Consider the following 25,943-nt stretch of genomic DNA (forward strand, 5'->3'; position numbering starts at 1 on the left):
TCCTTCAATCGTCTTGCTTTGTGATGTGAATCATTGTGGATGCCACGACTAGTCACAGGCCATGGACATGGCGTATATATTTGGGGCAAAAGACTATTCACTATGTCTATCGACGAGTTGCTGTAAGAAGGACCGGGCAATGAGCGAGCTTCGCTTTCAATGGCTGTTTAACCAGCGCAAACTAAACCTGCGCCCGATTCTCGAAGGCCCGCGTGAGTTCACCACCATCCAAGCCAGCGAGTTGCGCGATCCCAGCGAGTTCACCACTCAGGGCGCCATCATCTTGACCTTGGGACTGGCCTTCGAGCACTCGCCCAGCGACTTTTCCGTCTATGCGCGCACCCTGGCGGCGGCGGGAGTAGGGGCCATCGGCTTCGGCACGGGCCTGACCTTTGCGGAGGTTCCGCAGGAGCTTATCAACGCCGCGGCGCGCCACCACCTCACCCTCTTCGAGGTCCCGCGCGCCACGCCTTTCATCTCGATCATCAATACAGTCACCACGGAGCAAACTCGTATTGAGAACAATCTACAATTCGCACTACATCGGCAGCAAGAGCGTCTCAACCAGGCGGCCTCGGATGGCATCGAGGTTTTGCTCGAGCGCGCGTCGAAAGAGCTCGGCGCAGCGGTTGCCATTGCAAACGACTCCGGAGTGGTCATCGCACGCCACGATTTCCGTGGACTCAACGCAGCGGACTTCGCGCTTGCCGCCGCCAGCCAGAGCTCAGGGCGTACCTCGGGCGCGCGTTCCAACACGACGAGGGACGGGACCACGATTGCCGCGATTAGCAACGTGTTCAACAGCCACGGCCGCAATCGCATCGCGTTGGCGGTCTCGCGCGAGGAGAAGTTCGACTCTTATGCCCGCGCCCTCATCCGCCACCTCGCGGGTCTTGCCGAACTGCTGCTGCAAAACCGGGATTCCTCCGCGCGCGTGATTTTGGGCGCATTGGCGCTGGCCACGCAGGTCTCCGGCACTGCCACTGCCCTGACAACGCCAGCGATGGAGGCAGCGTTTAATTCGGTCGCCTCGCACGGCAAGGTAGATGTCTATCTCGTACAGGCCGACTCCCCGGCCCGGCTCAGCCGCGCGCTGGGGCTCGTCCACCACGCAGCCAACGACGGCGGCTTTGCGTGCTTTGTGCTGCCGTTGGAGGGGACGGCGTCGGAAAGCGCGCTCATTGCTCTGCCCCCTGAGCCCATCGCTATGCAGACCCTGTTCGGCCGCTACGCCAACCACCTGCGGGTTTCCCTGCTTAGAGGCGTGGAGTGGGGCGACATCAGCGGCAACCGCGTCAAGGCGCTCACCGCGCACGCGCGTAGCCTGCCGCTGGGCACCCTCGCGGAATTTAGCTCCGACGCGCCCGCCTGGCTCGGGGAATCAGCTGTCCACGCCGCGTTAGGCAAGCGCCGCGAAGCCACCATTGGGCGCCTTTCGCTTTACGACGCCGCACACAACACCGAGCTATTGCGCACGCTGCGGGCTTACTTGCTTGCAGACTCCCAACTCGCCGCTGCCGCCACCGAGCTCAGCGTGCATCGCCACACCGTGCGAGCCCGTATCGAAAAGATCCAGTCCTTATGCGGATTCGACCTCAGTAACCCCGTAACGCGCGCCGAGGTACTTTTGCTTTGTTTGAGCGACTAAAAACTTTCAGTTCACTTTCTTTTAGCCAAGCCTTCAGGTACTAGTTGCCCCTGGGCTCTTTGAGCATGCTAGCTTCCCAGAGAATACACAGATGAAACACTGTGTTTTACACATAATCACTTTGTGTATTGCCAGATTCGGTTGCTACAAATAGGAAGTCGTTTCAATTAAGACGTTTACAGGTCGTACGACGTTTGTAGGGATGCTCTTACTAAAGAGCACCTCCCGATAAGTTGTAATATAAGGAGAATACTGGGGTGAATAAACCTTCACGAATTGTGGGGCTTGATATAGCGCGCTCCCTCGCCATCATCGGCATGATCATTGTCCATATGGCCTCACTGCTTTGGAGCACAAAGGTTGTGCTCTCCGGCCTGCCTTCATCATTGTTCGCCATTATTGCCGGCGCCACCATGATGATTATCGGCCGAAACTACAGCAGCACCACTTTCTTGCGCCTCATCACTCGCGGCGCTCTGATTATCCTCATCGGCATGGCCTTGTTGCCGGTCGGTGGGCAAATTCAAGTAGTCCTCATTGTCATGGGCCTGGTAATGATGTTGGTTTCCTGGATGCCAGCACTCGGAACCTGGTGGCGAGTCGGCTTCTTCATCGCCGCAACTATCGCCGCAACAATTAAGTACGCGCCCATGACGCTGCCACAGATTTATCCGCTTCTGGCGTGGATCGCATATTTCATCGGCGGCATGCTGCTTTACGACGTCTACCTACGCGGTCGCCTGCACGGCACTTCCTCCTCCGAGACCAGCGCTAATACTCGGTTGAGTTGGATTGTTACCGCTGTCAGCGTTGTCATCGCAGCCGTCGGCATGTACTTCCGATTTGATCCTGAGATTGCTGGCTGGCTCCGATTTACCGGACATACCGGTGTCTTCGGCGAAATCATTCTCTCCGTCGCCGTTGCCGCTATTGTGCTGCATTTGTGCCTGTTCGTCGGCGACCGCTTCGCGACCGCGCTTTACCCATTCGCGGCCATGGGAACAATGTCGTTGACCATTTACATCCTGCACGTTCTCACCGCGTTTTATTGGCAGCAGAATGTGTCTTTGCATTCCACGTTGTCCGCAGCAGGATTCATCGTATTCTTCCTCGTCATCGCAAGCCTCTGGAAGAAGTTTGTGGGACAGGGCCCTGCTGAAAAGCTTGTTGCCACCGTGATCAAGGCCATTGTTCCTTCTGGGAAAGGGAAATAACCGTGAAGAAAACATCTTTTTCCATCGCAGCACTTGCTAGCAGCATCCTGCTTCTATCTGCTGCCCCGGCTCTAGCATTGGAAAACGGCGAACCCGCACCTGCAAATGCTGAAAGCGGTTCTGTGGCCGCGCTAAAGATGGGTAAAATCGGCAATTTTGGTGACTGCACCGGAACGCTGGTTGCAGATCAGTGGGTGCTCACAGCACGCCACTGCCTGGAGTCTGTAAACAACGAAGGAACCCAGGCCCGCATCGGCGGGAAAGTCTACGATGCCGATTCTTGGGCACTGTCTCCAGTGTCTGATGCAGGATTGCTTCACTTGACCGAGAAAGCCACTGACGCAACCCCGGCGAAGGTTTCCCGCAATATTCCGGCACCTGGGCAGACGGGTACTCTCTACGGCTGGAGCAGCAGCTCGTCTATGGCACGCTCCGGGCAGCTTCCGATGACCAAGATGGTGGTCAATGAGCTGCTGGGCGGAGGCCCCTCTGGAGGTACTCCAGACGAGGCTGCGCCTGGTGAAGCTACTCCAGGTGAGGCTATTCCAGGCGGTGCCATGACATCAATGGAAATGCAGCCAGACGCCGTCATGCCAGGTACAGCAATGCCAAATGCAGCTAAGCCAGACGCAGTTAAGCCAGATGATTCCAAAACCGAGTCAATCCCTGCTGGAACCGAAAGCATCCCAGCCGACGGTTCCATGATGCCGCTGATCCAAAGCGCCATCCTGGACGCACATTCCGTATCTGGCGCAGGTATGCAGGGCGGCGACTCCGGCGGACCATTCTTCGTTGACGGAGAGCTCGCTGGTCTCGCTACCGCCCAAACTGCGAATGGCGATCCTGACCTGCCCTCCCCCAGCGCGGCAATCACTACCCTCGCAGGAACCGCCGACTGGATTGACGGTGTCACCTCTGGTCGCGACACCAAAAGCGTCCTAACCGCAGAGACCACTCCGGCTCCACCAAAGACCATTCAGACCAGCGCCGATCACATGTGGAGCTACCTCGCCATCGCGTGCGTTGGCCTGGTTGTCGCAGCAGCCTGGTCGCGCGTTAGGAATGGCCGAAAGTAGAACCGTCTAACCACAACCACAAGCCGCCTCCCCAGCAAGTGCTGGGAAGGCGGCTTTTATCGTGCATGCGAGGAACTTAATCGTGACTGAAACCACCATGCTCCCGCAGCTCAATGCACTGGTTTCAGGTATTCAGGCCTCTCCTGTTCCCGTGTTTGCCACATGCGAAGGTGCAACTGCCTGCGCAGACGCTTCAATTGCATTTGCTTGCGATGTCGTTGGGGCGTCACCGCGCGCTTCAGCTCGCGCTGCTCCAGGACCGCATGAGCGTAGAAGAAGCGGTGGGTGCGGGGGTCGTCGCCAAGCAGGTGCCCCGCGGAGAGGCCCTCGGCGCCCTTCCCGACCGCTTGGTGTGGGAAGAAGATCCCAATACCGCCTACTCGCCTCCGACGAGCACAAGAAAGGCGTAGCAGCCTTCATCGCAAAGCGCCCCGCTCAGTTCTAGTTGTCCGGAGTTTCTAGTTGCTCGGGGTCTGCTTCGTCTTCCCAATCGAAGTCGAGGTAAGGCCGCTCGATTTCCGCGTCCTCCCGCGCAAGGTGCTTGACCACCGGCTCTAGCTCACTGATTGCGTCGAGGTGCCCAAAGATGGCCCCATGAATAGCACAGCCAATCTGCCCCGCGGACATCCCCCTATCGACAAGGAAGTGCTGCTCAAGCGCGATTCCTATATGATCATCTGAGCTCGCCGCGTGAGCCATAGACTCATGCTCACCCGCGTTAAAGTCGTTGAGCACCTGGAGGAGTTCACCATAATTGAACTTCGCGGTATCAGAGTCGAAGTAGGCGCGGACGGACATCCAGCGCCGCCCATCCATGCGGAATACGAAATAATAGCCGTTGATAAACGCGTAAATGGCTTGCTCTTCCGGCTCCATCTCCACATTCTCGATACCTTCCGCAGCGAGAACGCGCTGCACACGTTCCAAGGTCACAGGTACCAGTGTTCCCGTGTTGGATTCCCCGAAACGCTCCGTGAATCCATCGGGTACTCCCGCGAGCTCAGGAACATGCTCGCTGAGAATCTCCAGCGCCGTTTGGACGCTACACATGCTGATATCGATCATGTCCTCCAATTGCATGTCACTTAAGCCTGCACGCAGTTCATAACGGATAGTGATGGCTACTTCGAGGTACCCGTCTTCCTTCTCAGTGAAAGAGGAAGCCGGCCAAAGCAACCGGTTGTTGGACTCGGACACGGCGAATGCAAGATCCGCTGCGCGACTCGAATGCACATTCACCTTGGGTACAGCCTTGAGAGAGAAAAGCTGGCCGTAGGCGCCGTCTAGGGCAATCAAGACGGTAAACCGGGAAAATTCCACAACGAGGATGTCTGATTCGCTTCCTTCGACATGGAAGTCAATGCCGACCTCGCGAAGTGCACCCATGATGCGGGTCAAAGTGACGGGGCGGGCGTCATCGCCAAAGCGGGAAAGGGACTTGTTCTCGCAACTGTTGCACATAATGGCTCCTTCACGGACGAGAAAGCCAGCTAGTTAGCTGGATGTTTAGGGAACTGTTTTCAACACACCACACACCCTAGAAACCGCACCGGACACGTCCGCCCCCGCAAAGCCGCAAGATTCGAACATCCGGGCCAAATAGCCAGTGAAATGACAGGAAGTTCCAGTGGACTATCAGCCGCGAATCATGGCTGTGCCAGCTGCGTGCCCCATACTTTTGTTGTGCGTTTGAGAGAGCGCATGAGAGAGATAGAGAGAACCCCTCAGCTTCCGGAGGGCAGCCTTGGCTGATAATCGGGAGTGTTTAGAGAGAGACAGCGTCAGCGCCTAGGGCCCCACGTGAGAGCCCGGGCGCTGACGTTGTTTTTACTTGCGGAACCATAAAGTGTTGCCAAAATTATGGTCGCGTCTCCCCAAATTCAAATCGAGTTGACGCGTAATAGCGCTGTGCGTTTTGAGAGAGTGCACGAGAGATAGAGAAGAGGAACTGCGGCGCATACTCTTCCCGTTAGGGAGGACAGCATCGCGGTTTCTTTAGTTTTCGCAGGCCTGCACCGTTCCAGACACGTTTGCCCTAGATCCAAGTCGGCGTCAGACCTTCCGTGCCAGGAATGGTGCAGGCGGGCTCATCCTGATTCCTGCCATCGCTGCCTTTGCCACCGCCACCTGGAAGATGGTGACCGGCACCCCACCGGAGCCGCCCCTACTGTCAGGCACCGCACTCTTGGCCATGGTCATCAATTTCGACACAGCAAAAGAGGTCCTCGAGGCCGCACAGGCCGAGGACCCCGAATTGGAGCTGGACGAGTAACTGCCAGGAATACTCAAGGTTTCGTTAATCGATATGCCAGCACGAAGCCGCATAATATCCTCATGCGTTTGAGAGAGCGCATGAGAGAGATAGAGACAACTTCAGCGCCCTGCGGCCCCATGTGAGGCCCGGGCGCTGAAGTTGTTTTGTGCCTCTCGACCCCAGCCAATTGGTGTCACACAGGCGCGAGGGAACACTCCCCACTTTCCGTCACCTCACCCCGCCGCTAGGCCACACTCCTTTCTAGACATTAATTTCTCTCCGGAGTCCAAAGCTCCCTCCTCCGCCAGAAAGGACCAAGCCCGTGCCTACTGCCTATCTCCTGCCCGACACTGCCACCGAAGCCGAAAAGAAGCGCGCCCGCGCTGCGGCCCTAGCCGATATCCGTCATCGTCGCGAGCAAGCCGCAATCCTGGCCGCCAAGGCCCGCGAGGCAGAAAAGGCTGCACAGCAGGCTACGCTCCTCGACGGCTTCGATCTGGTGTTCCTCGGCACGCTTGTCGCCATGCTGCTCATCGGCGCACTCGCGATCCAGATGTGGCCACTGGCCATCGGCATCGCCTCAGTCGTGTTCGTTCTATTCGCACTAGGCGCTTTCCGCGACTAAGAGGCTGCAGGCAACTTTTACCCGGCCACCCCGTGAATGCCAGAAAAACTACTATCTTTCTCGCAGCATTCTGCCGAGTAGTTTTAGCGCCACTTTGGGCATAATCAGCTTGCTGAGTTTAAGAGAATGCACAAGAAAGATAGGCGATTAACCTTTTAACAACGCTCCTTCCACAAGTCGGATAGCCACGTGGGTAAATACATCAAGACCTGCAACGCAGTCTTCATCCTTGGTGTATTCCGCCTCATTGTGGGAGACGCCGTCAACGCTTGGGATAAAGAGCATGACGGTCGGTACGTGCTCCTTCATATTCGTCGAGTCGTGCCCGGCCACGGTGAAGATCTCCTGGTGCGAATAGCCCAGCTCTTCAACCACTTCACGTGCAAGTTCCACGCCGGCCTCTGGATACGGGTTGAGTGCCCACTCATGGGTAACGTTCAGCTCAACACGGGTACAGGACTCTTCTTCCGCTGCCGAAATAATCTCCCGAACGCGCTTCTGCGCGGTCTCCAGCGTCTCACTGTTCGGCGAGCGTAGGTCAATGTTGAAGCGCACCTCACGGGCAATGGTCACCGGCGAGTTTGGTTCCAGGGTCAGCTGGGACACTGATGCCTGAAGCTCAAACTCCGGGAACTCTCGCGTTAAACGCTGTACCTCAGCGATGATGAGGGAGGCGCCAAACAGCGCATCACGACGATCCGCCATCATGGTCGAACCGGTATGTCCCTGCTCACCGTGCACTACCGCCTGGAACTTCTTCGCGCCCCAGGTCGCGGTCACCAGGCCGATGGTATTGCCAGCAGCCTCCAAACCCTTGCCCTGTTCAACGTGGATTTCGCCGTAGGAAACCACTTTCGGGGCCTGCTCCACCGGGGTCCACTTCTCTTCCTCAAAAGCCTCTGCCACGGTGGTTCCTGCGAGATCCGTCGATTCCAGCGCTTTTTCCAGCGGCATGACTCCGGTGAACACGGAGCTGCCCATCATCGACGGGGAAAAACGCGAGCCTTCCTCGTTAAACCAGTTGATTACGGCCAGGTTATAACGCGGCGAAATCTTCTCCTCTTCCGCAAGGCGGGCCACCCGGTTTGCCGCATGCGCTGCCGCCAGCACACCGTATGCACCGTCATAGCGCCCGGCCAAAGGCTGTGAATCGAGGTGCGAACCCAGGCCTACAAAAGGCGCGTCCGGAACGAACTCGAAAAGACCATACTGATTGCCAATCTCGTCGTAATGCACACGCGCACCCATCGATTCCAGCACCTGGGCAAACCACACACGATTAACGCGGTCTCCTTCGCTCGCAGCTTGCCTTTCGACGCCGCCTCCCGCAGTCGCACCATTGGCCGACATCTCGCGGAAGTCCGCCAGGTACTGTTCATCAGTTGTCGCTCGCATGCCTCTATCCCTCCGAATCTGTTAATTCATGTTCCAAGTCACACTAGAGCCCAATCGACAAGTGCACAGGCAGATTCAGAAAACTGGGGCAATATCCCACATATTCAGATTATGGTTATGCATATGCACAATTCCGATTGGAAAAAGATCCTCGCCGAAGTTCGTGCAGACATACCGAGCATGGCAGAAGAATTCATTCAGAAATTTCGCGATTCCGGAAGCTACGGTACCTCTCGCATCGACGAATACGAGCTTCGAGAGACCGCAACCGCCGTGCTTGGCATTCTTATGGACTCACTTTCCGGTGAGGCCACCGAAGAGAAGGTTCGCCAGCACGCCGATAACCTAGGCCGGCGCCGCGCACAGCAAGAAGTTGCCATCGGGACGCTTGTCGACGCCATCCAGCTTGACTTTCTTGTCATTTGGGAGCGCATTCGCCGCACCGCACATGCTAATCAGGAAGTGCTCATAGCCCATGTCGATGAGCTCCACAACGTGGTTGCCAAATACAACTTCTTTGTCCGCGACGGCTTCCGTAGAGAAAATGCCCGCCTCGCCCGCGACCTCCGCCTCGCTAATGGTCGCTATATCGACAAGCTCTTTTCTTCTGCAACTATTAGCCCGCTCGGAGCTGAAGAAATAGCTCTTGCCCTAGGATGCGCCGCGCAAGAAACTTTCGATGTCGCCGTATTTCACGCAAGCAGTTCACTCGAAGCACGCGACGCACTCGACACGGCTACCGCGCAAGGCCATGTATTTGGCCATGCTCATCACGGACTCTTCGCTGCGTTCTGGCCAAATAAACTACATCCCGCACCTGAGCTTCCCGATTTGCCCAGCGTCATTTTCCCTAAGGTAAAAGGCTTAGTGGGTGTGCGAAAAGCTGTACTAGCTACCCCTTCCCTTTTTGAAGCGGCTATCCTTGCGCCCCGCCCCACACCAGTCGGAGAATTGGCGTGGGCAATCGCTGGCCAAGCATTGGCGGATTTCCCCGGCACCCGGCTCAAGAAGTTGAGTACTGCAATCACCAAGCTGCGCGCCGAACAACCCTTAATTGTCGAAACCGTCGAAACCTACCTGCGCACAGGTTCTGTCAAAGCAACGGCAGAGGCGAGTTTCTGTCACCGCAATACTGTCATCAACCGGCTGCACCAGTTCGCCGAAGCCACGGATTACGTAGTAACACTCCCCTATGATGCCGCCGCAATTATTCTTGCGCTCAATACTAATATCGAACTCCGTGAGCTCTGAACTAACTTCTTCCGCTCTTGTCTTGGCGCGCCGCCTGGTCCGCGAAGCGAATCCCACCCCCAGACGGGTGCGACGCGAAATTCCTGAATCTTTTGCGAATTATGCAAATCTTATGCACTACCAGCAGCATGAATGATATGTATGATTTAAATTACTATTCATTTCGTCCTGTGATCCATAACTCATAAGGGTTTAGTTACTGTTGCCCCCAACACCAAACACTTGAAAAAGGAAGGCACAGATTTACATGATGGACTTTGCTGAAACCACCTCCGGCAACAAGGGCGGCCAGCAACTCGGTGCTTGGTCAGAGGTGGGCAAGCTCCGCCAGGTAATGGTCTGCCGCCCCGGCTTGGCACATGAGAGGCTTACCCCGAGCAACTGCAAAGAGCTGCTTTTCGACGACGTCCTGTGGGTCGAGGAGGCACAGCGCCACCACGATGAGTTCGTAGCCCGCATGGAAGAGCGCGGCGTCGAGGTGCTGCACATGCGAATTCTGCTGGAAGAAACGCTGGCGACCAAGGAAGGCCGCGAGTTCATCCTCGGCAACAAGCTCCTGGATAAGAACGTCGGCGTGGGCGTGGGCAGCGAATTGCGCGAGTGGTTTAGCGAGCTGGACAACAAGACTCTGGCCGAGCTCCTCATCGGCGGCGTGCCCTTCAACGAGATCCCGAAGGGCCTTGGCCACGGCGTCATCGACACCATGCGCAACGTGTACGCGCCCGATGAGTTCGCGCTGCGGCCCCTGCCCAATAGCCAGTTCTCCCGCGATAACTCCGCCTGGATTTACGGCGGCGTCTCTCTTAACCCGATGCGTCTTCCTGCCCGTCACCAGGAGACGATGCTCACGCGCGCTATCTACCGCTACCATCCGCGCTTTGCCAACGCATCCTTTGAGTTCTGGTACGGCGACACCGACGAGGACCCAGGCCTCGCCGCTCTCGAGGGCGGCGACATCATGCCGGTGGGCAATGGTGCGGTCCTAGTGGGCATGGGCGAGCGCACTACTTGGCAGGGCGTTAGCCGTCTGGCTAGCAACTTGTTCAAGGCCGGTGCGGCCGAAAAGGTCATCATCGCGGCGATGGCCCCGGAGCGCGCATCGATGCACCTGGATACCGTGTTCACCTTCCTCGACGCCGACAAGGCCACCGCGTATCCACGCGTGGTGGACACCATCCGTCCGCTGATTCTGCGCCCTTCCGACGATCACACGAAACTGGAACTGGAAAACCCGGACAAGCACTTCGCCACGGTGGTCGAAGAAGCGCTCGGCCTAGATAAGCTCCACATCGTGGAGACCGGCGGCAACGCCTATACCGCCGCCCGCGAGCAATGGGATGACGCCAACAACGTGGTTGCCTTGGAGCCCGGTGTGGTCGTGGCTTACGATCGCAATAAACACACCAATGCCAAGCTTCGCGACGCTGGCGTCGAAGTCATCGAGATCGGTTCCGCCGAGCTCGGCCGTGGTCGCGGTGGCGGACACTGCATGACCTGCCCCATCGTGCGCGATGCAGTGGACTACTAAGGGAAGAACTAGCCGTTGACAACATATGACACTGCCGCGCCCGCCGCGGACGAGACCGCATCTACTGCCTCCCCAGTAGGTCGCGGGGGCAAGAAGACCGAAGGTACTGCGCTGGGCTGGGTGCTCGCGCTCTTCGGCACCGCGATGGGCGCAGGAATCCTCTTCCTTCCGCTGCAGGCGGGCACCTTTGGCTTCTGGCCGCTGGCCTTTGCTACGGCGATCATCTTCCCGGTGGTTTACTTCTCCCACCGCACCTACGCGCGCATCGTCTCGGGCGCTCCGGTCAAAGACCACGGACTCGACGTCCTCGAGCTAGTACGCAAGTACTTAGGCCGGCACACCGGCCTCTTCGTGGCCTTGATGTACTCGCTGGCGAACATCCCCTCAGTGTTCATCTATGCCATCTCTTTGACCAACGCCATCGACAGTTTCATCGTTAATCAGTTGCACGGCCCATCCATTAACCGTTGGGTTCTTTCGGTCCTATGCGTGGGAATTCTGACCGGAATCTTCGCCATCGGCCGCAAGCCCATGCTGTGGCTGGCCCAAGCGCTGGTTTATCCGCTCATCATCTCGCTGGCTGCGACCTCGATTTATCTGATCCCTCAGTGGGACCTGCGTTCCTTCATGGAAGTGCAGTACCAAGATGGCAGCTGGCCGTATATTCTGCTGGGCTCCGTGCTGATTCTGCCTGTGCTTGCTTTCTCCTTCTCGCACATGGCCGGCCTTTCCCAATTCTCCGTGGACATGCAGCCAACCTACGGCGAGAAGACGGAAAAACACGTTACCCGCATTGAGCTCTACACTGCCGCACTGCTGGTCGTCTTTACCATGTTCTTCGTATGGTCCTGTGTGCTGGCTCTTGGCGCGGATGGCATGAAGGAAGCAACTGAGCAGAACCTGCCAGTGCTCTCCTACTTCGCCAACGTCACCGGCGTACCGCTGCTTGCCTGGCTGGCCCCGATGGTCGTTATCTTCGCGATTATTACCTCTTACTTCGGCACCATGCTCGGCGCTGAGGAGGGCACCTCTTATATGATGCGCCTCATCGCGCCGCGTACTGCGAACCGTCTGAACCGCCGCGGCCTACTCACCATCGTCTACACGTTCATCTTTGTCACCGGCACGCTGGTCTCGGTGTTCAACCCGCCAATTCTCAACCTCATCTACTTGGTTGGTGGCGTCTTCGATGCGGTGCTTATCTTCCTGCTTCCGGTCTACATGCTCCACCGGGTCAAGGAGTACAAGGCCTACCGCCATGACCCGTGGAACTACTTCGTATTTTTCTTTGGTTCGGTGATTCTCGCAGTCACCATCTGGGACTTGTTCTAGTCCGCTTTCTGAAGCGGCCGGTTTGGGGTGGTCTGGGTTTCCAGGACGTCGCCAAGCAAGCCAAAGAAGCTTTCGCGGTCCGCCTTTTCGATGACCGTCGCGTTAGCTTCTAGCCCAAAGGTCTCCCAGGCCATTGCCGCATAGCCTCGCGTAATACCGTTACCCGTGACCACGTCTGCCTTGTAGCGCCCGGATTCTTGGATGAGATCTGGGTGCGGCAGCGTTGCCAGCCACCATCGTGATGGCACGGAAATCCGCGCGATTGTCCAACAAGCCAACCAGAATTGCTACGCAATCGTCTTGGGCGGAACCGGAGCACCCTTCGGAGGAAGCACCTTGGGATACTTCTTCGAAGCTGCAGTCTGGCCAGCAGCAAGCGGCTTAACGTCAGATGCCTCACCCTTCGGAGCGGCAGCACCCGGCTGCTCACGCCACGGGGTGGGATCCCAATTGGTGGCAACGAGCTTGCGCTGGGAGAACCAGCCAAGTGCCAAGACAGCCAAGCCAAGAACTGCTATGAGAACGAGGCCCAGTGCTCCGCCGGCCTTGGAAGACCAGCCCAAGAGCAGGCCGAACCAGCCGAAGTCGGCATCGCCGAAGGTGGTGTTAGCATCGCCGAAGGAGCCGAGCACACCCAGGAGGAAGGCCGGCAGGAAGGTGATGATGAGGCCGTTAATAAACGCACCGAAGATGGCGCCGCGGCGTCCACCGGTTGCGTTGGCGTAGACGCCCGCTGCACCACCTGTGAAGAAGTGCGGAACCAGGCCCGGCAGGATCAGCGCCACGCCGAATGTTGGACCGAGCCATGCGGCTAGAGCAGCGAGGCCGACGAGGCCGCCGATGAAGGAGGAGATGAAGCCCACCAGTACGGCGTTTTGTGCGTACGGGAAGACGATAGGCGCGTCCAGAGCCGGGATGGCACCGGGGACGACCTTGGCGGCGATGCCCTGGAATGCAGGAACGAGTTCGCCCAGGATGGTGCGCACGCCGAAGAGGATCACGGCCACGGCCACGCCGAATTGGAGGCCTTGGGTAAAGGACTGCATGAGGTAGTTACCCACGTTGGTGGCACCGCCTTCGAATGCGGTGAAGGCCTCCTCGGTACCAGCGCGCACCATGAACATGACGGCGAGCACGATGTACATGAGAGCCATGGACAGTGCGGTAGCCACCATGGAGTCACGCAGGAAGCGCAGGCCTTCGGGAAGCTTGAGCTCCTCCGTGGACTTGGACATCTTCTCGCCCTTACCGCCGACCATCTTGCCCACGGCACCGGCAGCGAGGTAGCCGGCGGTGCCAAAGTGGCCGATGGCGATGGAGTCGTCGCCGGTGATGCGGCGCGTCCACGGGTGAGCAATGGCAGGCAGGGAGACCATCAAGATACCCAGCAACGCGGCGCCAAAGGCGACCACGATCCAGGAAGAGTATCCAGCAGGTGCAAGGACCATGGTCAGCAAGGTGGCCATGAACAACACGTGGTGGCCGGTCAGGAACACGTAGCTCATCGGGGTAAACCGGGCCAGAATCAGCGAGACCACGAAGCCCAGGATCATAATCCAGGCCACTTGGGAGCCGAACTGGTCTTGGGCAATGCCCACGATGGCCTCGTTGGTGGGCACCACGCCCTGCGCGCCGGTGGCGCCGGTGATCATGGCGCCGAGCGGCTCAAGGGAGGCGGTAACCAAGCCGGCACCCGCGCCCACCAGGAGGAAGCCGAGTGTGGCCTTGATGGCGCCGCCGAGGACCTGGCCCACGCCACGGCCCATCGCGGCGAGACCCACCGCGGTGATGATGCCGATTAGGAACGCCGGCACGGAAAGAATTTCATTGACCAAGAAGTTGGCAATGTTCAACAAGACATCCATGAGTGCTCCTTAGACGTCGTAAAGCTCGCGCAGAGCAGAATCGATTTCGGACATGTTCGTAAAGTCTTCGATGACGTGGACGGGCACCCCGACGTCGCCAAGCGTTGCAGCGATTTCCCCGGACGTCAGCAAGAAGTCAGCTTCCTTCGCACGCCCCTTGGCCGAAATCGTGTCTGTTGCCTCGACGGTGAGGTACTTGCCCCAGCCCCATTCATCGAGGACCTGCTCCAGCGTGTTCTTCAGGAACAACGACGTGCCCAGGCCATTGCCGCACACGGTGTAGATTTTGCCCTTTGAGGCCACCGAATCAGCCGCGGTCTGGTGCTCGGCGCCATCTCGCGCGTCACTGTGATCAGCTGCAAGAGCCGCGCTTGCCGACGCCGCCCCTGCCCCACCGTTCGCCACATCCACAAGCACCTGGCGCAGCTCAGCTTCGCTTTCTACAGAATCCAGACGCGTACGCACGTCCTTCTTCCCCAGCAGCCCTGCCAGCTCCTTCATTGCCTTCAGGTGCTCGGATGAATCCTTCGCCGCAAGTGCTACGACAAGAGTCACGGGGTCATTGGCTTTGGAACCGAACTCCACTGGCCGATCCAAGCGCACCCACGACAACGCCGTTTCGCGCACTGCCTCCGACGGCCGCGCGTGGGCAAAAGCGAAGCCCGGCGCGACCACAATGTACGGTCCGTTTTCTTCCACCGACTGCACCATGGCCTCGGTGTATGCCGGGCCCGTCTTGCCCGCCGCAACGAGCAAGCCGCCCGCCAATTCAATGGCCTCACGCCAGTCACTCGCACGGCCGTGCAGGTCAACTGCACCTTCTGCGAGCAACGCATTCAGCATGGACATACGCGTCCTCCTACCTTTACTCTCTGCCGGCCACGAAAGATATGACCAGCTCTAACTAAAGTATTAACAGGTATGCAAACGTTTACCTAGTCCTGTTATGTCCATGGGCTTTTTGGACACGGAGTCCAGTAGCTTTTTGGGCTAGGAGTCCAATGACTTTTTGGACGTGGAGTCTCCCTGCTTTTTGGGCAGGGAGTCTTTGGTGTTTTTGGACAGTCTCTAGCTCGTCTTACCGGTTATGGTTTCTTTCGTCTCGACGGGCGCGGACGCGACAGGATTGGTTTGATCTCTGGTGGCCGGCGGTGCCACATTCCTTCGACATGCCCGATGTTGATCTGTCCGCCGGCTGGACGCTCAAGTAGCTTGATGGGCAGTGGGAATGAAAACAGTGCTTCACCATCATGATCAGTGAAGAACTCAGCGGTGTCATCGGTAACGTGGCTGTATATGAGCCGGTTTTTAAACCGGAGTCCTACATAGAATCCATAGCCCAGGATGCGCACCACTCCGCTTTTGTTGATCCACAGTGTGTCGGGGATACCCCAGGCGTTGCTTGACTGGGCGGATAGACCGTCTACGGTGGGACTGATGGTAGGAGATGATTCTTGCTGGATTGGTTCGTTATCGTCATCGATGGTTGTGGGAGAAGCTGCAACTTCTCCCACAACCGGCGCCATCGCCTCTTTAACCCCATTCTCGATACGATGCTCGTGGTGTATCGCGCTTTCTGAGTGTGTATCCCGGTATGACTTCACAATCTTGGCCCACAGCACATCCGGGTCAATGGGTTGTGTTGGGGATTGAGCGTGGGCGAAGTGCTCACGGGCTTGGGCTGGAGTGATGTGCATTTTGCCGACTAGCAGGCCTTGATGGCGGCGCCTGGTGTTGTAAAACTCGCGGTAGTCGTCCAACAGCTGTTTGACGTGCTGAAGTGTTGTAGGTTGGCGTGCATCGAGAAACTTGGTCATGGTTTGATGCGAGCGTTCATCTTTGCCTTGGGTTTGCGGGCCAAAACCTGCAATGGACCAGATACCTTGGGCGGCGAGCCAGCGCTCGGTATCGGACAACCGGCCCCGGTGATAGGTGGCGAAAGCTTCACCGTTATCGGTCAAAAGTTCCTGCGGGCGACCATACGTTTCTATTGCTGCGGCCAAGGTAGTGCGAGCATCGAATCCGTTTTCTTTGGCGGCGAAGGCTTGTGAGCCCAGATCAAACCGGCTGGCATCATCAACCAGCTGGTAGATAGTGATCTGGGTATGTGGAGTGTCAAAGAGTCGGTAGACAAACCCGTCGAGTTGCCACAGCTCATCGACTTTATCGCGTGCCCAGCGTTTAAAGCTTTTACGAGGACGTTTACGGGCATTGGCCTCAGCAACACCAGCTTCGTGGAGCCAAAGCGCAATCGTAGACCGTGCCGGTGGGTGCTCTAAACCAAGGTCATCAATGAGGTAGTAATAGATTGACCACGGGCCATAGTCCCGTCCCTGGGCCTTGAGCACTGATCGAGCTGTGATGACTTTCTGACGAAGGTGATCATCGTAGATTCTGGCTGGGGAATGCGGGGCGGTGGAGTCAGGCAGGATGCCTGCACGGCCGCGTTGTTCAACGCGGCGTTTGATGTTGGCATAGGTTTGGCGAGATACGCCAATATCCTTGCAGAATTGGGTGACGGTTCGTCCGTCTCTTACTGGGTCGAAGTCCGCTATTTTCTTGCGGAGATGGGTTGAAATAGCCATCTTGGTATTCCAACCCACCGACTGTCCAAAAAGTCTTGAGACATCACGACAAGGAAGTCTTTGGACTCCGTGACCAAAAACTATCTGGACTCCCCGTCCAAAAAGCCATTAGACTCCGTGACCAAAAACTCCATAGACATCACAACGTTTACCTAGTCCTTGCCTAATCTTTGCGCGCGATTAACCTTATCCGCGCTGATTTCCGATAGTGCACACCGATCGCTGGGTTGATCACTCTGCTAACCCGAGCCACGTCAATCCCGACGTGGTAAGTGCCGTAACGAGCGGGCGCCGCGACAAGAACTCGACGTAACCCATGCTCTCGAGATCGGTAATCCCTTTACGCGCGGTCGGCTTGGACACTCCCACAACGCCGGCTACCTCGTCCAAGCTCAGTCCAGCACGTGGGCCAAAGAGCGCAACCTGTCCAAGCAAGAATGCGATTGACAATGCCAGCTCGCTTACAGGCCCTTCGCTCTCTAGCGCACGCAGGCTCTGTTCCAGCCTATTCAATCGGTCGCTTCTTTCCTCGAGGGAGGACAACAAACGGGCCTGGGCGGCATTGACCATCGCAGCCATATCCTCGACAAAGAAAGTCAGCTCACCATAGTTCATGGGGTCTTCTGCCGTAGTGAAGGCATCGTAGTAGCGCCTCTTCTGCCTAAAGATTTCCGCCGAAAGCGACAACGCTGTCGGGGTAGAAAGCAGCCGTGAGAGCCGAATGCTCAGGAGGAATCGCCCCATGCGTCCGTTGCCGTCGTAAAATGGATGGGTATGTTCAAACATGAAGTGCTCCACAAAGGCCGCGAAGAGCTGAACCCCGCGAGACTCATGAACAGAATCGAGCATCACCTCGAGGCGCGCCCGAATGGCGGACTCTCCCCGTGCGCCCGCATGAAGCTCACGCACTCCATCGTTTAGCGAAACATCACCAGTTCGGAAAAGCTCGCCATCGGGCGCATCGGCTTTGTCTACTTCTTCGCCGACGAGGGAGTCGTACAGCGAGCGAATCTCAGACAAGTTTGAGGGGAAACCCAATGGTGGAAGGTCATCTCGCCCCAAAAATTCGCTGGGGAGGGCCAGGTATTGCCGCACCATTTCCCGGAATCGCCGCACTGGCGCGCCTTCCGCCGCCTTTCCCATGCTGCGTTCAGCCTCAACCGCGGCGGCGACTTCTTTGCGGGTGGAGGAAATGTTCTCAATATCGTTGGTCGCCTTTATTTCATCGACCACCAGCTCGTGAAAATAGTGCTCCCTAGCCGTCACTGGAAGTTTCTGCCACAACGCAGCAATCTGAATCTCTTGGCGCCAGACGCGCTCCACCCTTTCTGCGAGACCACGGGTGTGAACATAGAAAACTCCGTGCTTGCCCACCTCATAGGGCCAGGTAAAAGCAGCAGGACTTGAACGCCGCACACGGAGCTGCTCAGCAACAAGCTCCCTGCCACCGCTCGTGGCACGATAAAACACCTTTTTCAGTGGTTCGTATTTTTCCACAGGCATCACACTGCCTAAACGTTAAAAGATCGAGATTTTTGTAATTAAGATAACCAACAAACTGCCTAAAATGAAAAATTCGCCCTTTTTTGATTTTAAGCAATGCACGGAGCCACGTTATTTCAGTCCCCTTGCTCCATGAAATCCCCTAGAGCACCTGAATGAGGTCAGCGATCTCGTCCTGGTGGCGGTGACGGAAGACCGCCACCGTTCGCCGGCGCGGCGCCTGCGGGCTCAGCCCCAGCATCTCGTTAACTCGAGCTAGCGAATCTTCCGTCGATTCACCCGGCTGCATCAGCGTGCCGTCAAGTCCCACGAAGTCATAGAGGCGAGCCAACCCAGTCTCATGATGCTGGACAGCAGGTGCGATCGAGACATCAAAGGTCCTTTCTTTGCCCAGCTTGAGCCACACCCGCTGGCCCTCGCGTACACCGAGCTCGTCGAGGAACCGCTTTATTGTTGACAACGAGACTTGCTTGAGACGATTGACACGAACAAACTCCTCACCTAACCGGCTACTCAACGCACAGCTCTCGCCCATTACTCCGTAGTACGCAGCAATGGGCGCAGGAACTGCGAAGCCGCTGCCACGCAGGTGGTCCTTGTTAACTGTCAGCAAGAGGTGCCACTCGCCATCACGGAGGTAGGCATCGCGGGCATCTGCGATATCGCCCTCCATGACGTTTCCAGACTCATCCACTCGTGCAATAACCATGCCGTCGCGAGTCTCAAAATCTCCATTGGCCGCATATTGGCGGATCGAAAGCTCTGAAATTCGCAATCGCTCTGCCTGCGCTAGCAGCTCATTCAACGTAATCGCAGGGACTTCCTGCGCGGAACCTGCGGCATCGACAACCGTATGAGTGCGGGTGCTAGCTGCCAGGCGCGTAGAGATCCAGCTAGCAATGTTCTTGAATTCCTCGTGTCCCCACTCCGTCAGCGCCCATTGATCGGCAGAGACTTTTGTCAGACGAGGGTCAATGGAGAATTGATTAGAAGCAGACCGTGGGCTGCCACCCCCGAGGGTGTCTATGATCGCCTCTGCGGTCATCGGCTCACCGTTTATAGCAAGCACGCTCACGGCACGGTCTTGGTAGCTGCCGACCTTTGTCAGCACATAGTTGTCCAAGACTGCGACCTTAAGTTCATCATTGGTCACGATGTATTGCTCCAGCCGTTCCGGCGTAACTTCCAGGCCCACGGCGAGTTCATCAACCCGAACAATACCGTGGTCGTCCGCCAGCATTGTTAGCCTCTCTGACAAGGCCTGAGTGAAGCCATTGAACACCAACCAGCCGTTAACAACTTCCCATTGCTTGCCAATGCCCGTGAAGATTTCACCGAACGTTGCGTCAAACTCTGCTGGCTTTCGTACGAGATCAGGTAGCTCCCTTCGGAGCTCATCCACAGGCAAGATTAGACGGGCACGCTCAGCCACAGCCGCCACGACTTCTTTAAAGAGAGCACTATCCTTCTCAAAATCTTCCGCCAATTGTCGCTCCAACTGACGGATCCTCTCGCGCGTGAGACCAAACGCGGCGCCGATGGAATCCAACGTCGCCTCACCAAGCCACCGGCTGTAAACGATTCCGCGTTTGCGTTCGTCACTGCCAATGACTCGAATGAGCTCATCCACGGCGCGTTGGAACAAAGCCCGCACTGGGGATTGGTGCTCAAGGTGTGCAGTAATAATGGGGACCTCGGCTGCGACGGCACTTGGTAACGACGCAACCTCTACAACCGCGCCATTTAGCTGTGCCCACCCGATGTACAACGCGGCTTGGTCCAACGCGCGGTTTTCTTCGGACGTTCGACCCAAAAATTCAGCAGCGCGCCCAGCGGATTTATCGTCGCTAAAAGGATTGTCACCAAAGGGGATGTCACCATAAGGGTTCTCCGCTGCGCCAATGCTATCGATCACCGCGGCATTTCCGCTGTCGCTGGCTGCAATAACCACGGCTTCCACCATGGCCACAAGCTTGTGTTCGCCTACTCCTGGTAGGTCACGCAAGTCCTCCACGGTTGCCTCCAGCGGTTGCGGGAACCGCGCAAACCACTGTGTGTATCCGCTCTTGTAAGAACTTTGCACCTCGATCTCACTAAACGGCGTCAACTGAGGCGAGAGCTCCAGAAGTTTCCGTCTTGGGTGCTTGGCGCACCACTCCACCGCCAATGCCTTTGTGCCAGTGTGCGCACTTGTGCCAGAAACGCCAATGCTCCACGGGAAGATCCCGTAGGTTTCTGTCAGATCAAGTTCAGCAGGCTGTGCCGACAGGTCCTGCTCCACGAGTTGTCCGCCCCCAGACATATTGCCCAACAGACGAGCAAAGGCCGTCTCACCAATAATCGGGATGCCGTACTCCCTGGCCTTGCGCGCCTTTCCACTCATGGAGTCAGGGTTCGCTGCAACGAGTAGCACGGACTTTTTCGTCACGCCGCCGACGCTTAGCCCTACTGCCATTGCGCGACGTTCCCATTCTTCTCGGGGAAGATCGAACTGCCCCGTAAACGTCACTCTGTCCCCAGCAGACAGGCTGATACCCAGTTCACTTTCCCTTGCTGTGGGGCCGCAAGGAGTGCCTCGGCGGTATCGGCAGGCAGCCCCAGCTGCTCGTTGAGCAACAGCAGCGTGTCACGTTCTTCCTCTGTCACCTCACCATCAAGCCAAACCTCCACGGCGAGCTGCCGGATGAATTCTTCATGAATACTCATCACGTCATTTCTGGTGAGACCCTCCTGCTGCGCTTGGTTCTGCAGCTGGGCAATTTCAGACTTGGAAAGTTCCTTATCTACCAACGCTGCCGCGAGCAGTTTCTTGTACTTCTCCGCGTCTCCGGAGCCTTCAGGTGCTGCAGTATCTGCCAGGCGAGCCAGCCATTCACCACGCTTGTGCGTCAAATCTTCTGCCAACGCGGTGCGAGGTAGAAGCGCGCCGCGGGCAGGAAACTCGTGCGGTGGGAGGGTAATTGCTCTACTGCTTATCACCACATCAGTCCCTTGGCTAACCAGCCGGGCAAACAGCTCTGCAGTCGCCAGTGCATCTGCCAGTGCCGAGTGCGGACGGGCATTTGTAATCCCAACAACTTCCAAGGCGTGCTCAAGGGTTGCACTCTCGCCTGGATACGTCTGCTGGAACAACCGCTTGGTATCAACCACCCACGCCCCGTAGTTGGGCCACGCCACCCGTAAACTAGAAAACTCCCTCTGCAAGAACCGCGCCTCGAAAGGCGCATTGTGTGCGACCACCGTGCGCCCGTTGAGAAGTTCGAAGAATTCCCCTGCGACTTCGCCGAAAAGGGGCGCATCCACAACGTCAGTCGGTGTGATGCGGTGAACGAATGAGTTCGGAATATCCCGCTGCGGCTACAGCAAGGTCTCCCACGTTGACTCCACCTCCCGGTTGTGGTCCAACAGAACAACACCTATCTCGATGACTCGATCAGTCGAGCCAAAGCCTGTGGTCTCGAAGTCAACGACGGCGTATCGCTTAGGGCCAACCATGGGGCCTTCCTTCTAGCTTGTTGGATCAATGCGTTGAGCTACTCAATTGCGCTGCACACCACATCATATGTGTCGACATGTCTCGAGTCTGTCGGCCTGGCCCAGAAGTACCTCGAATTCCAATCAGATCATGCACAACAGACTGCATGTCGAAGCTCTCTGCAGCACTTACCCAACTGCGTGAAAACCAGCCGAAGACCAAGCACGGAATCGCCTTCGAGAAGTTGATGATGAGCTGAAGTGCCCCGAGTTTCGCGCCTAGGCGTTTGCCTTGATTTCTACTATTTCCTGTGGCGGTTTCTGCTTCCACAATTCGGTTTCCACCTCAACCGAGGTTCAATATCCCAAGCTTGGTGGAGCGTGTCTGATGGTTACATCCCGTGGTACAACACAACCCGGCTACAGGAACAGTTCAAGGGCCTAGCCCCGATGCAATATCGGAGCCAGACCCTTGCAACGACCCAAACCATTTAGAACTAACCCAGTCTGGAAAGCAGGGAGCAGTTCAGCCCGTGTGCTGAACTCGCCCCTTCTTTATGCTCCTACTACCTAGGTCGGGTGGCGCGATGCACGCGCCACTCCCCTGCCTGGTTTTACCGCTTAGGCGGTCTTGCGGCGGCTGAGCAGTAGGCCCGCACCTGCGAGCACAGCACCAATGAGCCCCACAAGGCCCACGCCGTACCCACCGGTCTTCGGCAGCTTACCGGTCTTGGTGTCGGTCACTTGCAGGATCATGAGTTCGCCGGACCCTTTGGCCTTGATAAACGGGCTACTGCCGCCTACCACGGAGATTGTGTACTCCTTGGTCTTCTGGTCGATTGAAATTTCAAAAGCTACCGGCTCGGGCAGCAGGTTGAGACCTGCCGGTGCCTTCGTTTCTACGAGGTAGAAAGTGCCAGTCTTAGTAATTTCAATTGTTTTCATCTCAGGCGTGATGGTGTAGACCGGTCCTCCACTGTAGTCCGGCTGACCACCAACCGAAGGATAGATTTCGAAGGTCGCACCACCGAGTCCCGGTAGAACCTTGACTCCCTCGCCATCGACGTATTCCGCCTTTTCCAAGGTCAGCTTGCCTGGCTTGGGGGCCGGCGCTTTGTAGTTATCGACGACGCAGGAAATGTGAGACAGAACCTTATTGGATTCCGACATCTCTACGCGGAAACCAAACTCGCCCACATTTTCCACCTTGAGAGGTGAAGTCTTCCCGTCTCGGGTTTGAGTACACACGGCGTTGAAGTCACCGGTGGAATCCAAGTTGGCACCGCGTCGGAACAAGGTGTAGCCATCCTTCTGCGTTTCAGTCAGAACCAGCGACTGCTTCCGCTCGCTTTCAATGTTCCACGATGCAGTACCCTTTTTAGATTCAGATCCAGAGGTCACCTTCATCGACTGGTGGACCCGCGGACCGTTACCAGAGCCGATGACATTGTCATTTGCGGACAGGGTGAATTCCCAACCTGGGGCACCGTCTTCGAGAACCTTGCCGTTTTCATCGACAATCCTCTTCTTGACCTTCACTACACCGTTACAACGTGTAGCAAGTTCTTCACCGACCTTCTTCATCTGCGCGGCGAGCTGCGAATACTGCTTAACGGGGATGGTGTCGCCCTTACCAGAAATGTCCTCACCCATGGTCTGGAACCTTCGCGTACCGTAGGTCCACTTCGACTGGTTCGGAGTGACTGTGATTTTATTCCCATTAGGCGTCCGTTCAAACACCTGCAGTGCCTGATTCGGCGCCAGCTTCGCGGCCCTCTCCAGATTCGCCATTTGGAATATGCCGCTCTTCTCGTCGTTGTCTTTATGCTCCTTGTCGTTGTAGTTTGCTTCGCGCGCCCTTTGAATCCCGGAGTTGATTTGGTAGTAGACACCAGCCTCTTTAGGAATTTCGTCACTCTGGGGGATGCGTTTGATGTCTTTGAGGACATAGTCTTGCTCAACAACCCAATCTTTACCCGTATTTCCGCCAAGCGTCAGATCAACCATAATCGGAACAACACGGGTACCGGCAGCTTTGAGTTCGTTGGCGGCCTTGATAGCGTCGTTGAGGGCACTGGCCTGAACAAACGCGCCACCGATGCCCTTGCTCTGGATTGTCGAGGAGGTCGTGGGCATACCGTCAGTAATGAAGTACACCACATCATAGTTTCCCGCAGCGACTTGCTTAAGACCGGCTTCCCAGTTGGTAGAACCGTTGCCGTCCCAGTTAGACACAAAGCTCTTTGCTCGACTAACCCCATCATCAGACTGCAACGAGATATAAGGCGGATTCTCCTTATGCGTAGACCCGAGTGGGTTCCGCGGCGCGCTACCAGCAAAATTGTAGATGCCGAGCTCTGCAGGAGTTCCAGCCAGCGAATCAATCAAAGCATTCGCCGCTTTTTTCGACTCGTCAAAGCCATTAGAATCAGCGTACTTCAGCGATGTCGAGAGGTCGGCCACTACAGCAATGCGCAGACCACAACGCTGTGGCATCGGCGGGTTAGGAACTCGCCCATGCACCCAATCAGCTCCATCTGGTGGCGAAATAATCGGTGGTTCTGGCTCACCTTTTTTCTCTCCATACACATCGAGGGTGACTTTCAGATTCTTGTTCTGTGAGAAATTATTAGTGAAGGTGAATACCGCATCCTTCGGCACAACGGCAGAGTCAACCGGCTTGCCATCTTTTACCGGCACGACTTCCATAGTGATGAAGCCGTTGCCAATATTGACATTGCGCTTCTGCAAGGTCACGCCTGACTCAATCTTATCCAGCTCGAGGTTGTACTGCTGCGCTTCCAAGGGGGTCGCGTCAGTCTCGATACGCACGGTTGCGTACTTCATGCGAGACTCCTCGGTCACCTTAGCCGTAAAGGCATTGGGATTCTTCGGATCTACTGGGTCACCTTCAACTGCAAACTCGTGACCGATGGCTTCAAAGTGACGCCCTTCAACAGCCGGTGGCTTGTCCGAGCAGTCTTTTACCTCGCCGCTCAGTTCAAAGGTCCACTCGGTAGGTGCGGTCGGAGCGAGCTTAAACCCTGGCTGTGCTTTTGCAGTGACCTTGACTGTAGCCGGCTTGTTCTGCTCGAATACGTAGGGTCCAGCCGGCTTCTTCTCTCCGTTGAGGTAGTAATCAACGCCCTTGGTGTCCGGGATATTGATATACGCCTTCTCCACGCACTCTGGTGCAGTCGCGGGATCCACAAGGGTTGGATCCGCAGGCGTAACGGACGCACCCGGTTCCGGGTCAGTGTCAGTCTCGAAGTTGATATTGAAGGTTCCAGGCCCGATGGGGGACTGGATACTGGAATCGGTGACGGGGTTCGCCGGCCGGCGACCATAGGGAGACACGATCTCAATGGTGGTTCCAGCGTCCACCTCGAGGTTCTGCGGCAGCGGGAACTTCACACCTGCCCAGTTTTGGATCGGCGTCACGTTATTGCTGCCGGGCCAGCCACTGGTTTCGTAGATGACAGAACCATCGGATCTAGTGATACGCAGCCTTGAATCCTTGGCACCGTCGACGTCATAACCGTTTTTATCAGCTACCCACGCCTCGACTGCACCGCTCAGCGTCCCGGCTGAGTCCAGCTTTCGGGTGAAGGTGACCGTCGGCTCTTGGCCTTGCGTTGCACGCATGGTGAACTGGCCATGCGGGTCTGAGCCAGCCCATTCACGCGGCTCCGGGTCAGGCTCCGGCTGCGTGAACGTTGCGAAGATTACCTGGTTCTGCTTTGAGCGGTGCACGCCCATAAGCTCAAATTCTACGGCGCCACCGATGGTAATTTCTTTCGACAAGGTTACCTCGAACTTTGTGTCGCTGACCTTGTTATAAGTTGCCGGGGCCTCGCCCCAGCTATTATCAAGTTGCGTGTAGTTCACTATGTGGTGTGCAGGATTTGTAGAGAAATTAATCTTGTCGCTGGATTCCAGAGTGACAACCGTGCCTGCGCCCAAGGTGATGGTGCCACCGCTAAGCTGCTCGGTAGGGATCTTGTAATTCGGAATAAAACGGGCGCCCTTTTTTGGCCACTTGTCCGTACTAGGCACCGTGAACGAACGATCCTGCGCCTGCGCAGTCGGAGCCGGAAGGCTGGGCAGCGTCCCTGGGACAGCGACGCCGAAAACCAGCGCAAGCGCGGCAATCAGCGCGGCCGCTACTCCCATGAATCTTGTTTTCATCGTCG

At 56.9% G+C, this 25,943-nt stretch carries 20 protein-coding genes and 1 pseudogene; 10 read left to right on the forward strand and 11 right to left on the reverse strand.

All coding sequences use genetic code 11. From position 1 onward, the window contains the following. Window positions 1-139 precede the first annotated feature (139 nt). From I6I72_RS03590 to I6I72_RS03605, 4 genes are all read left to right on the forward strand, one after another. Window positions 140-1,648, forward strand: coding sequence for a PucR family transcriptional regulator (locus tag I6I72_RS03590; protein WP_236592661.1), 1,509 nt, complete (start codon window positions 140-142; stop codon window positions 1,646-1,648). Between the two features lie 257 nt (window positions 1,649-1,905). Beyond that, window positions 1,906-2,862 carry a DUF418 domain-containing protein gene (locus tag I6I72_RS03595; RefSeq protein ID WP_049063911.1) on the forward strand — a complete coding sequence of 319 codons (957 nt, stop codon included), beginning with the start codon at window positions 1,906-1,908 and terminating at the stop codon, window positions 2,860-2,862. Window positions 2,863-2,864: 2 nt separating this feature from the next. Next, complete coding sequence (locus I6I72_RS03600; RefSeq protein WP_201807494.1) at window positions 2,865-3,938, forward strand: trypsin-like serine protease; 1,074 nt, start codon at window positions 2,865-2,867, stop codon at window positions 3,936-3,938. Window positions 3,939-4,201: 263 nt separating this feature from the next. Continuing rightward, on the forward strand, window positions 4,202-4,348 hold the full coding sequence (locus tag I6I72_RS03605) for a hypothetical protein (RefSeq protein WP_155115456.1): 147 nt from the start codon (window positions 4,202-4,204) through the stop codon (window positions 4,346-4,348). Window positions 4,349-4,379: 31 nt separating this feature from the next. Here I6I72_RS03605 and I6I72_RS03610 read toward each other — a convergent pair whose 3' ends face one another. Then, on the reverse strand, window positions 4,380-5,399 hold the full coding sequence (locus tag I6I72_RS03610) for a YbjN domain-containing protein (protein ID WP_049146875.1): 1,020 nt from the start codon (window positions 5,397-5,399) through the stop codon (window positions 4,380-4,382). A 673-nt stretch (window positions 5,400-6,072) separates the two neighbouring features. Here I6I72_RS03610 and I6I72_RS03615 point away from each other — a divergent pair. Further along, a complete protein-coding gene (locus I6I72_RS03615) occupies window positions 6,073-6,210 on the forward strand; it encodes a hypothetical protein (protein ID WP_236592662.1) in 138 nt (45 codons plus the stop codon). 304 nt (window positions 6,211-6,514) lie between these two features. Continuing rightward, window positions 6,515-6,817: a hypothetical protein gene (locus I6I72_RS03620; RefSeq protein ID WP_201807497.1), complete on the forward strand. Its 303-nt coding sequence runs from the start codon at window positions 6,515-6,517 to the stop codon at window positions 6,815-6,817. A 147-nt stretch (window positions 6,818-6,964) separates the two neighbouring features. Here I6I72_RS03620 and I6I72_RS03625 read toward each other — a convergent pair whose 3' ends face one another. Next, window positions 6,965-8,212 (reverse strand): M20 family metallo-hydrolase, encoded by a 1,248-nt coding sequence (locus I6I72_RS03625; RefSeq protein WP_005528108.1) that lies wholly within the window; start codon window positions 8,210-8,212, stop codon window positions 6,965-6,967. A 123-nt stretch (window positions 8,213-8,335) separates the two neighbouring features. On the opposite strand from I6I72_RS03625, the gene I6I72_RS03630 reads away from it, so the two are divergent. The 3 genes from I6I72_RS03630 to I6I72_RS03640 all read left to right on the forward strand — a co-directional run bounded on the left by I6I72_RS03630 (window position 8,336) and on the right by I6I72_RS03640 (window position 12,323). Continuing rightward, window positions 8,336-9,463 carry a helix-turn-helix domain-containing protein gene (locus I6I72_RS03630; RefSeq protein ID WP_034656565.1) on the forward strand — a complete coding sequence of 376 codons (1,128 nt, stop codon included), beginning with the start codon at window positions 8,336-8,338 and terminating at the stop codon, window positions 9,461-9,463. Window positions 9,464-9,710: 247 nt separating this feature from the next. Beyond that, window positions 9,711-10,991 (forward strand): arginine deiminase, encoded by a 1,281-nt coding sequence (locus I6I72_RS03635; protein ID WP_049064071.1) that lies wholly within the window; start codon window positions 9,711-9,713, stop codon window positions 10,989-10,991. Window positions 10,992-11,006: 15 nt separating this feature from the next. After that, entirely contained in the window at window positions 11,007-12,323 is a 1,317-nt protein-coding gene (locus I6I72_RS03640; protein ID WP_201807500.1) for an SLC5/6 family protein, read from the forward strand. Here I6I72_RS03640 and I6I72_RS03645 read toward each other — a convergent pair. The 8 genes from I6I72_RS03645 to I6I72_RS13970 all read right to left on the reverse strand — a co-directional run bounded on the left by I6I72_RS03645 (window position 12,320) and on the right by I6I72_RS13970 (window position 21,771). Beyond that, a complete protein-coding gene (locus I6I72_RS03645; RefSeq protein WP_034656564.1) occupies window positions 12,320-12,571 on the reverse strand; it encodes a hypothetical protein in 252 nt (83 codons plus the stop codon). The genes I6I72_RS03640 and I6I72_RS03645 overlap by 4 nt on opposite strands. A gap of 39 nt (window positions 12,572-12,610) precedes the next feature. Then, a complete protein-coding gene (locus tag I6I72_RS03650) occupies window positions 12,611-14,188 on the reverse strand; it encodes a PTS ascorbate transporter subunit IIC (protein ID WP_049146139.1) in 1,578 nt (525 codons plus the stop codon). 9 nt (window positions 14,189-14,197) lie between these two features. Next, window positions 14,198-15,037, reverse strand: a complete 840-nt coding sequence (locus I6I72_RS03655) for a PTS sugar transporter subunit IIA (protein WP_005528102.1) — start codon at window positions 15,035-15,037, stop codon at window positions 14,198-14,200. A gap of 236 nt (window positions 15,038-15,273) precedes the next feature. Continuing rightward, window positions 15,274-16,773 carry an integrase core domain-containing protein gene (locus tag I6I72_RS03660; RefSeq protein WP_046646292.1) on the reverse strand — a complete coding sequence of 500 codons (1,500 nt, stop codon included), beginning with the start codon at window positions 16,771-16,773 and terminating at the stop codon, window positions 15,274-15,276. 231 nt (window positions 16,774-17,004) lie between these two features. Continuing rightward, a complete protein-coding gene (locus tag I6I72_RS03665) occupies window positions 17,005-18,276 on the reverse strand; it encodes a Fic family protein (protein WP_070420882.1) in 1,272 nt (423 codons plus the stop codon). Between the two features lie 142 nt (window positions 18,277-18,418). After that, window positions 18,419-20,704: a sigma factor-like helix-turn-helix DNA-binding protein gene (locus I6I72_RS03670; protein ID WP_236592663.1), complete on the reverse strand. Its 2,286-nt coding sequence runs from the start codon at window positions 20,702-20,704 to the stop codon at window positions 18,419-18,421. 77 nt (window positions 20,705-20,781) lie between these two features. After that, a complete protein-coding gene (locus tag I6I72_RS13605; protein WP_349018542.1) occupies window positions 20,782-21,579 on the reverse strand; it encodes a 3'-5' exonuclease in 798 nt (265 codons plus the stop codon). A gap of 54 nt (window positions 21,580-21,633) precedes the next feature. Continuing rightward, window positions 21,634-21,771, reverse strand: a complete 138-nt coding sequence (locus I6I72_RS13970; RefSeq protein ID WP_279109908.1) for an exonuclease domain-containing protein — start codon at window positions 21,769-21,771, stop codon at window positions 21,634-21,636. Window positions 21,772-22,137: 366 nt separating this feature from the next. Here I6I72_RS13970 and I6I72_RS03675 point away from each other — a divergent pair. After that, window positions 22,138-22,245: pseudogene (locus I6I72_RS03675) on the forward strand (IS3 family transposase); the annotation flags it as partial. 126 nt (window positions 22,246-22,371) lie between these two features. Here I6I72_RS03675 and I6I72_RS03680 read toward each other — a convergent pair. Further along, window positions 22,372-25,938 (reverse strand): SpaA isopeptide-forming pilin-related protein, encoded by a 3,567-nt coding sequence (locus tag I6I72_RS03680; RefSeq protein ID WP_236592664.1) that lies wholly within the window; start codon window positions 25,936-25,938, stop codon window positions 22,372-22,374. Between the last annotated feature and the right edge of the window lie 5 nt (window positions 25,939-25,943).

The organism is Corynebacterium striatum (genome assembly GCF_016728105.1).
Lineage (GTDB): Bacteria > Actinomycetota > Actinomycetes > Mycobacteriales > Mycobacteriaceae > Corynebacterium > Corynebacterium striatum.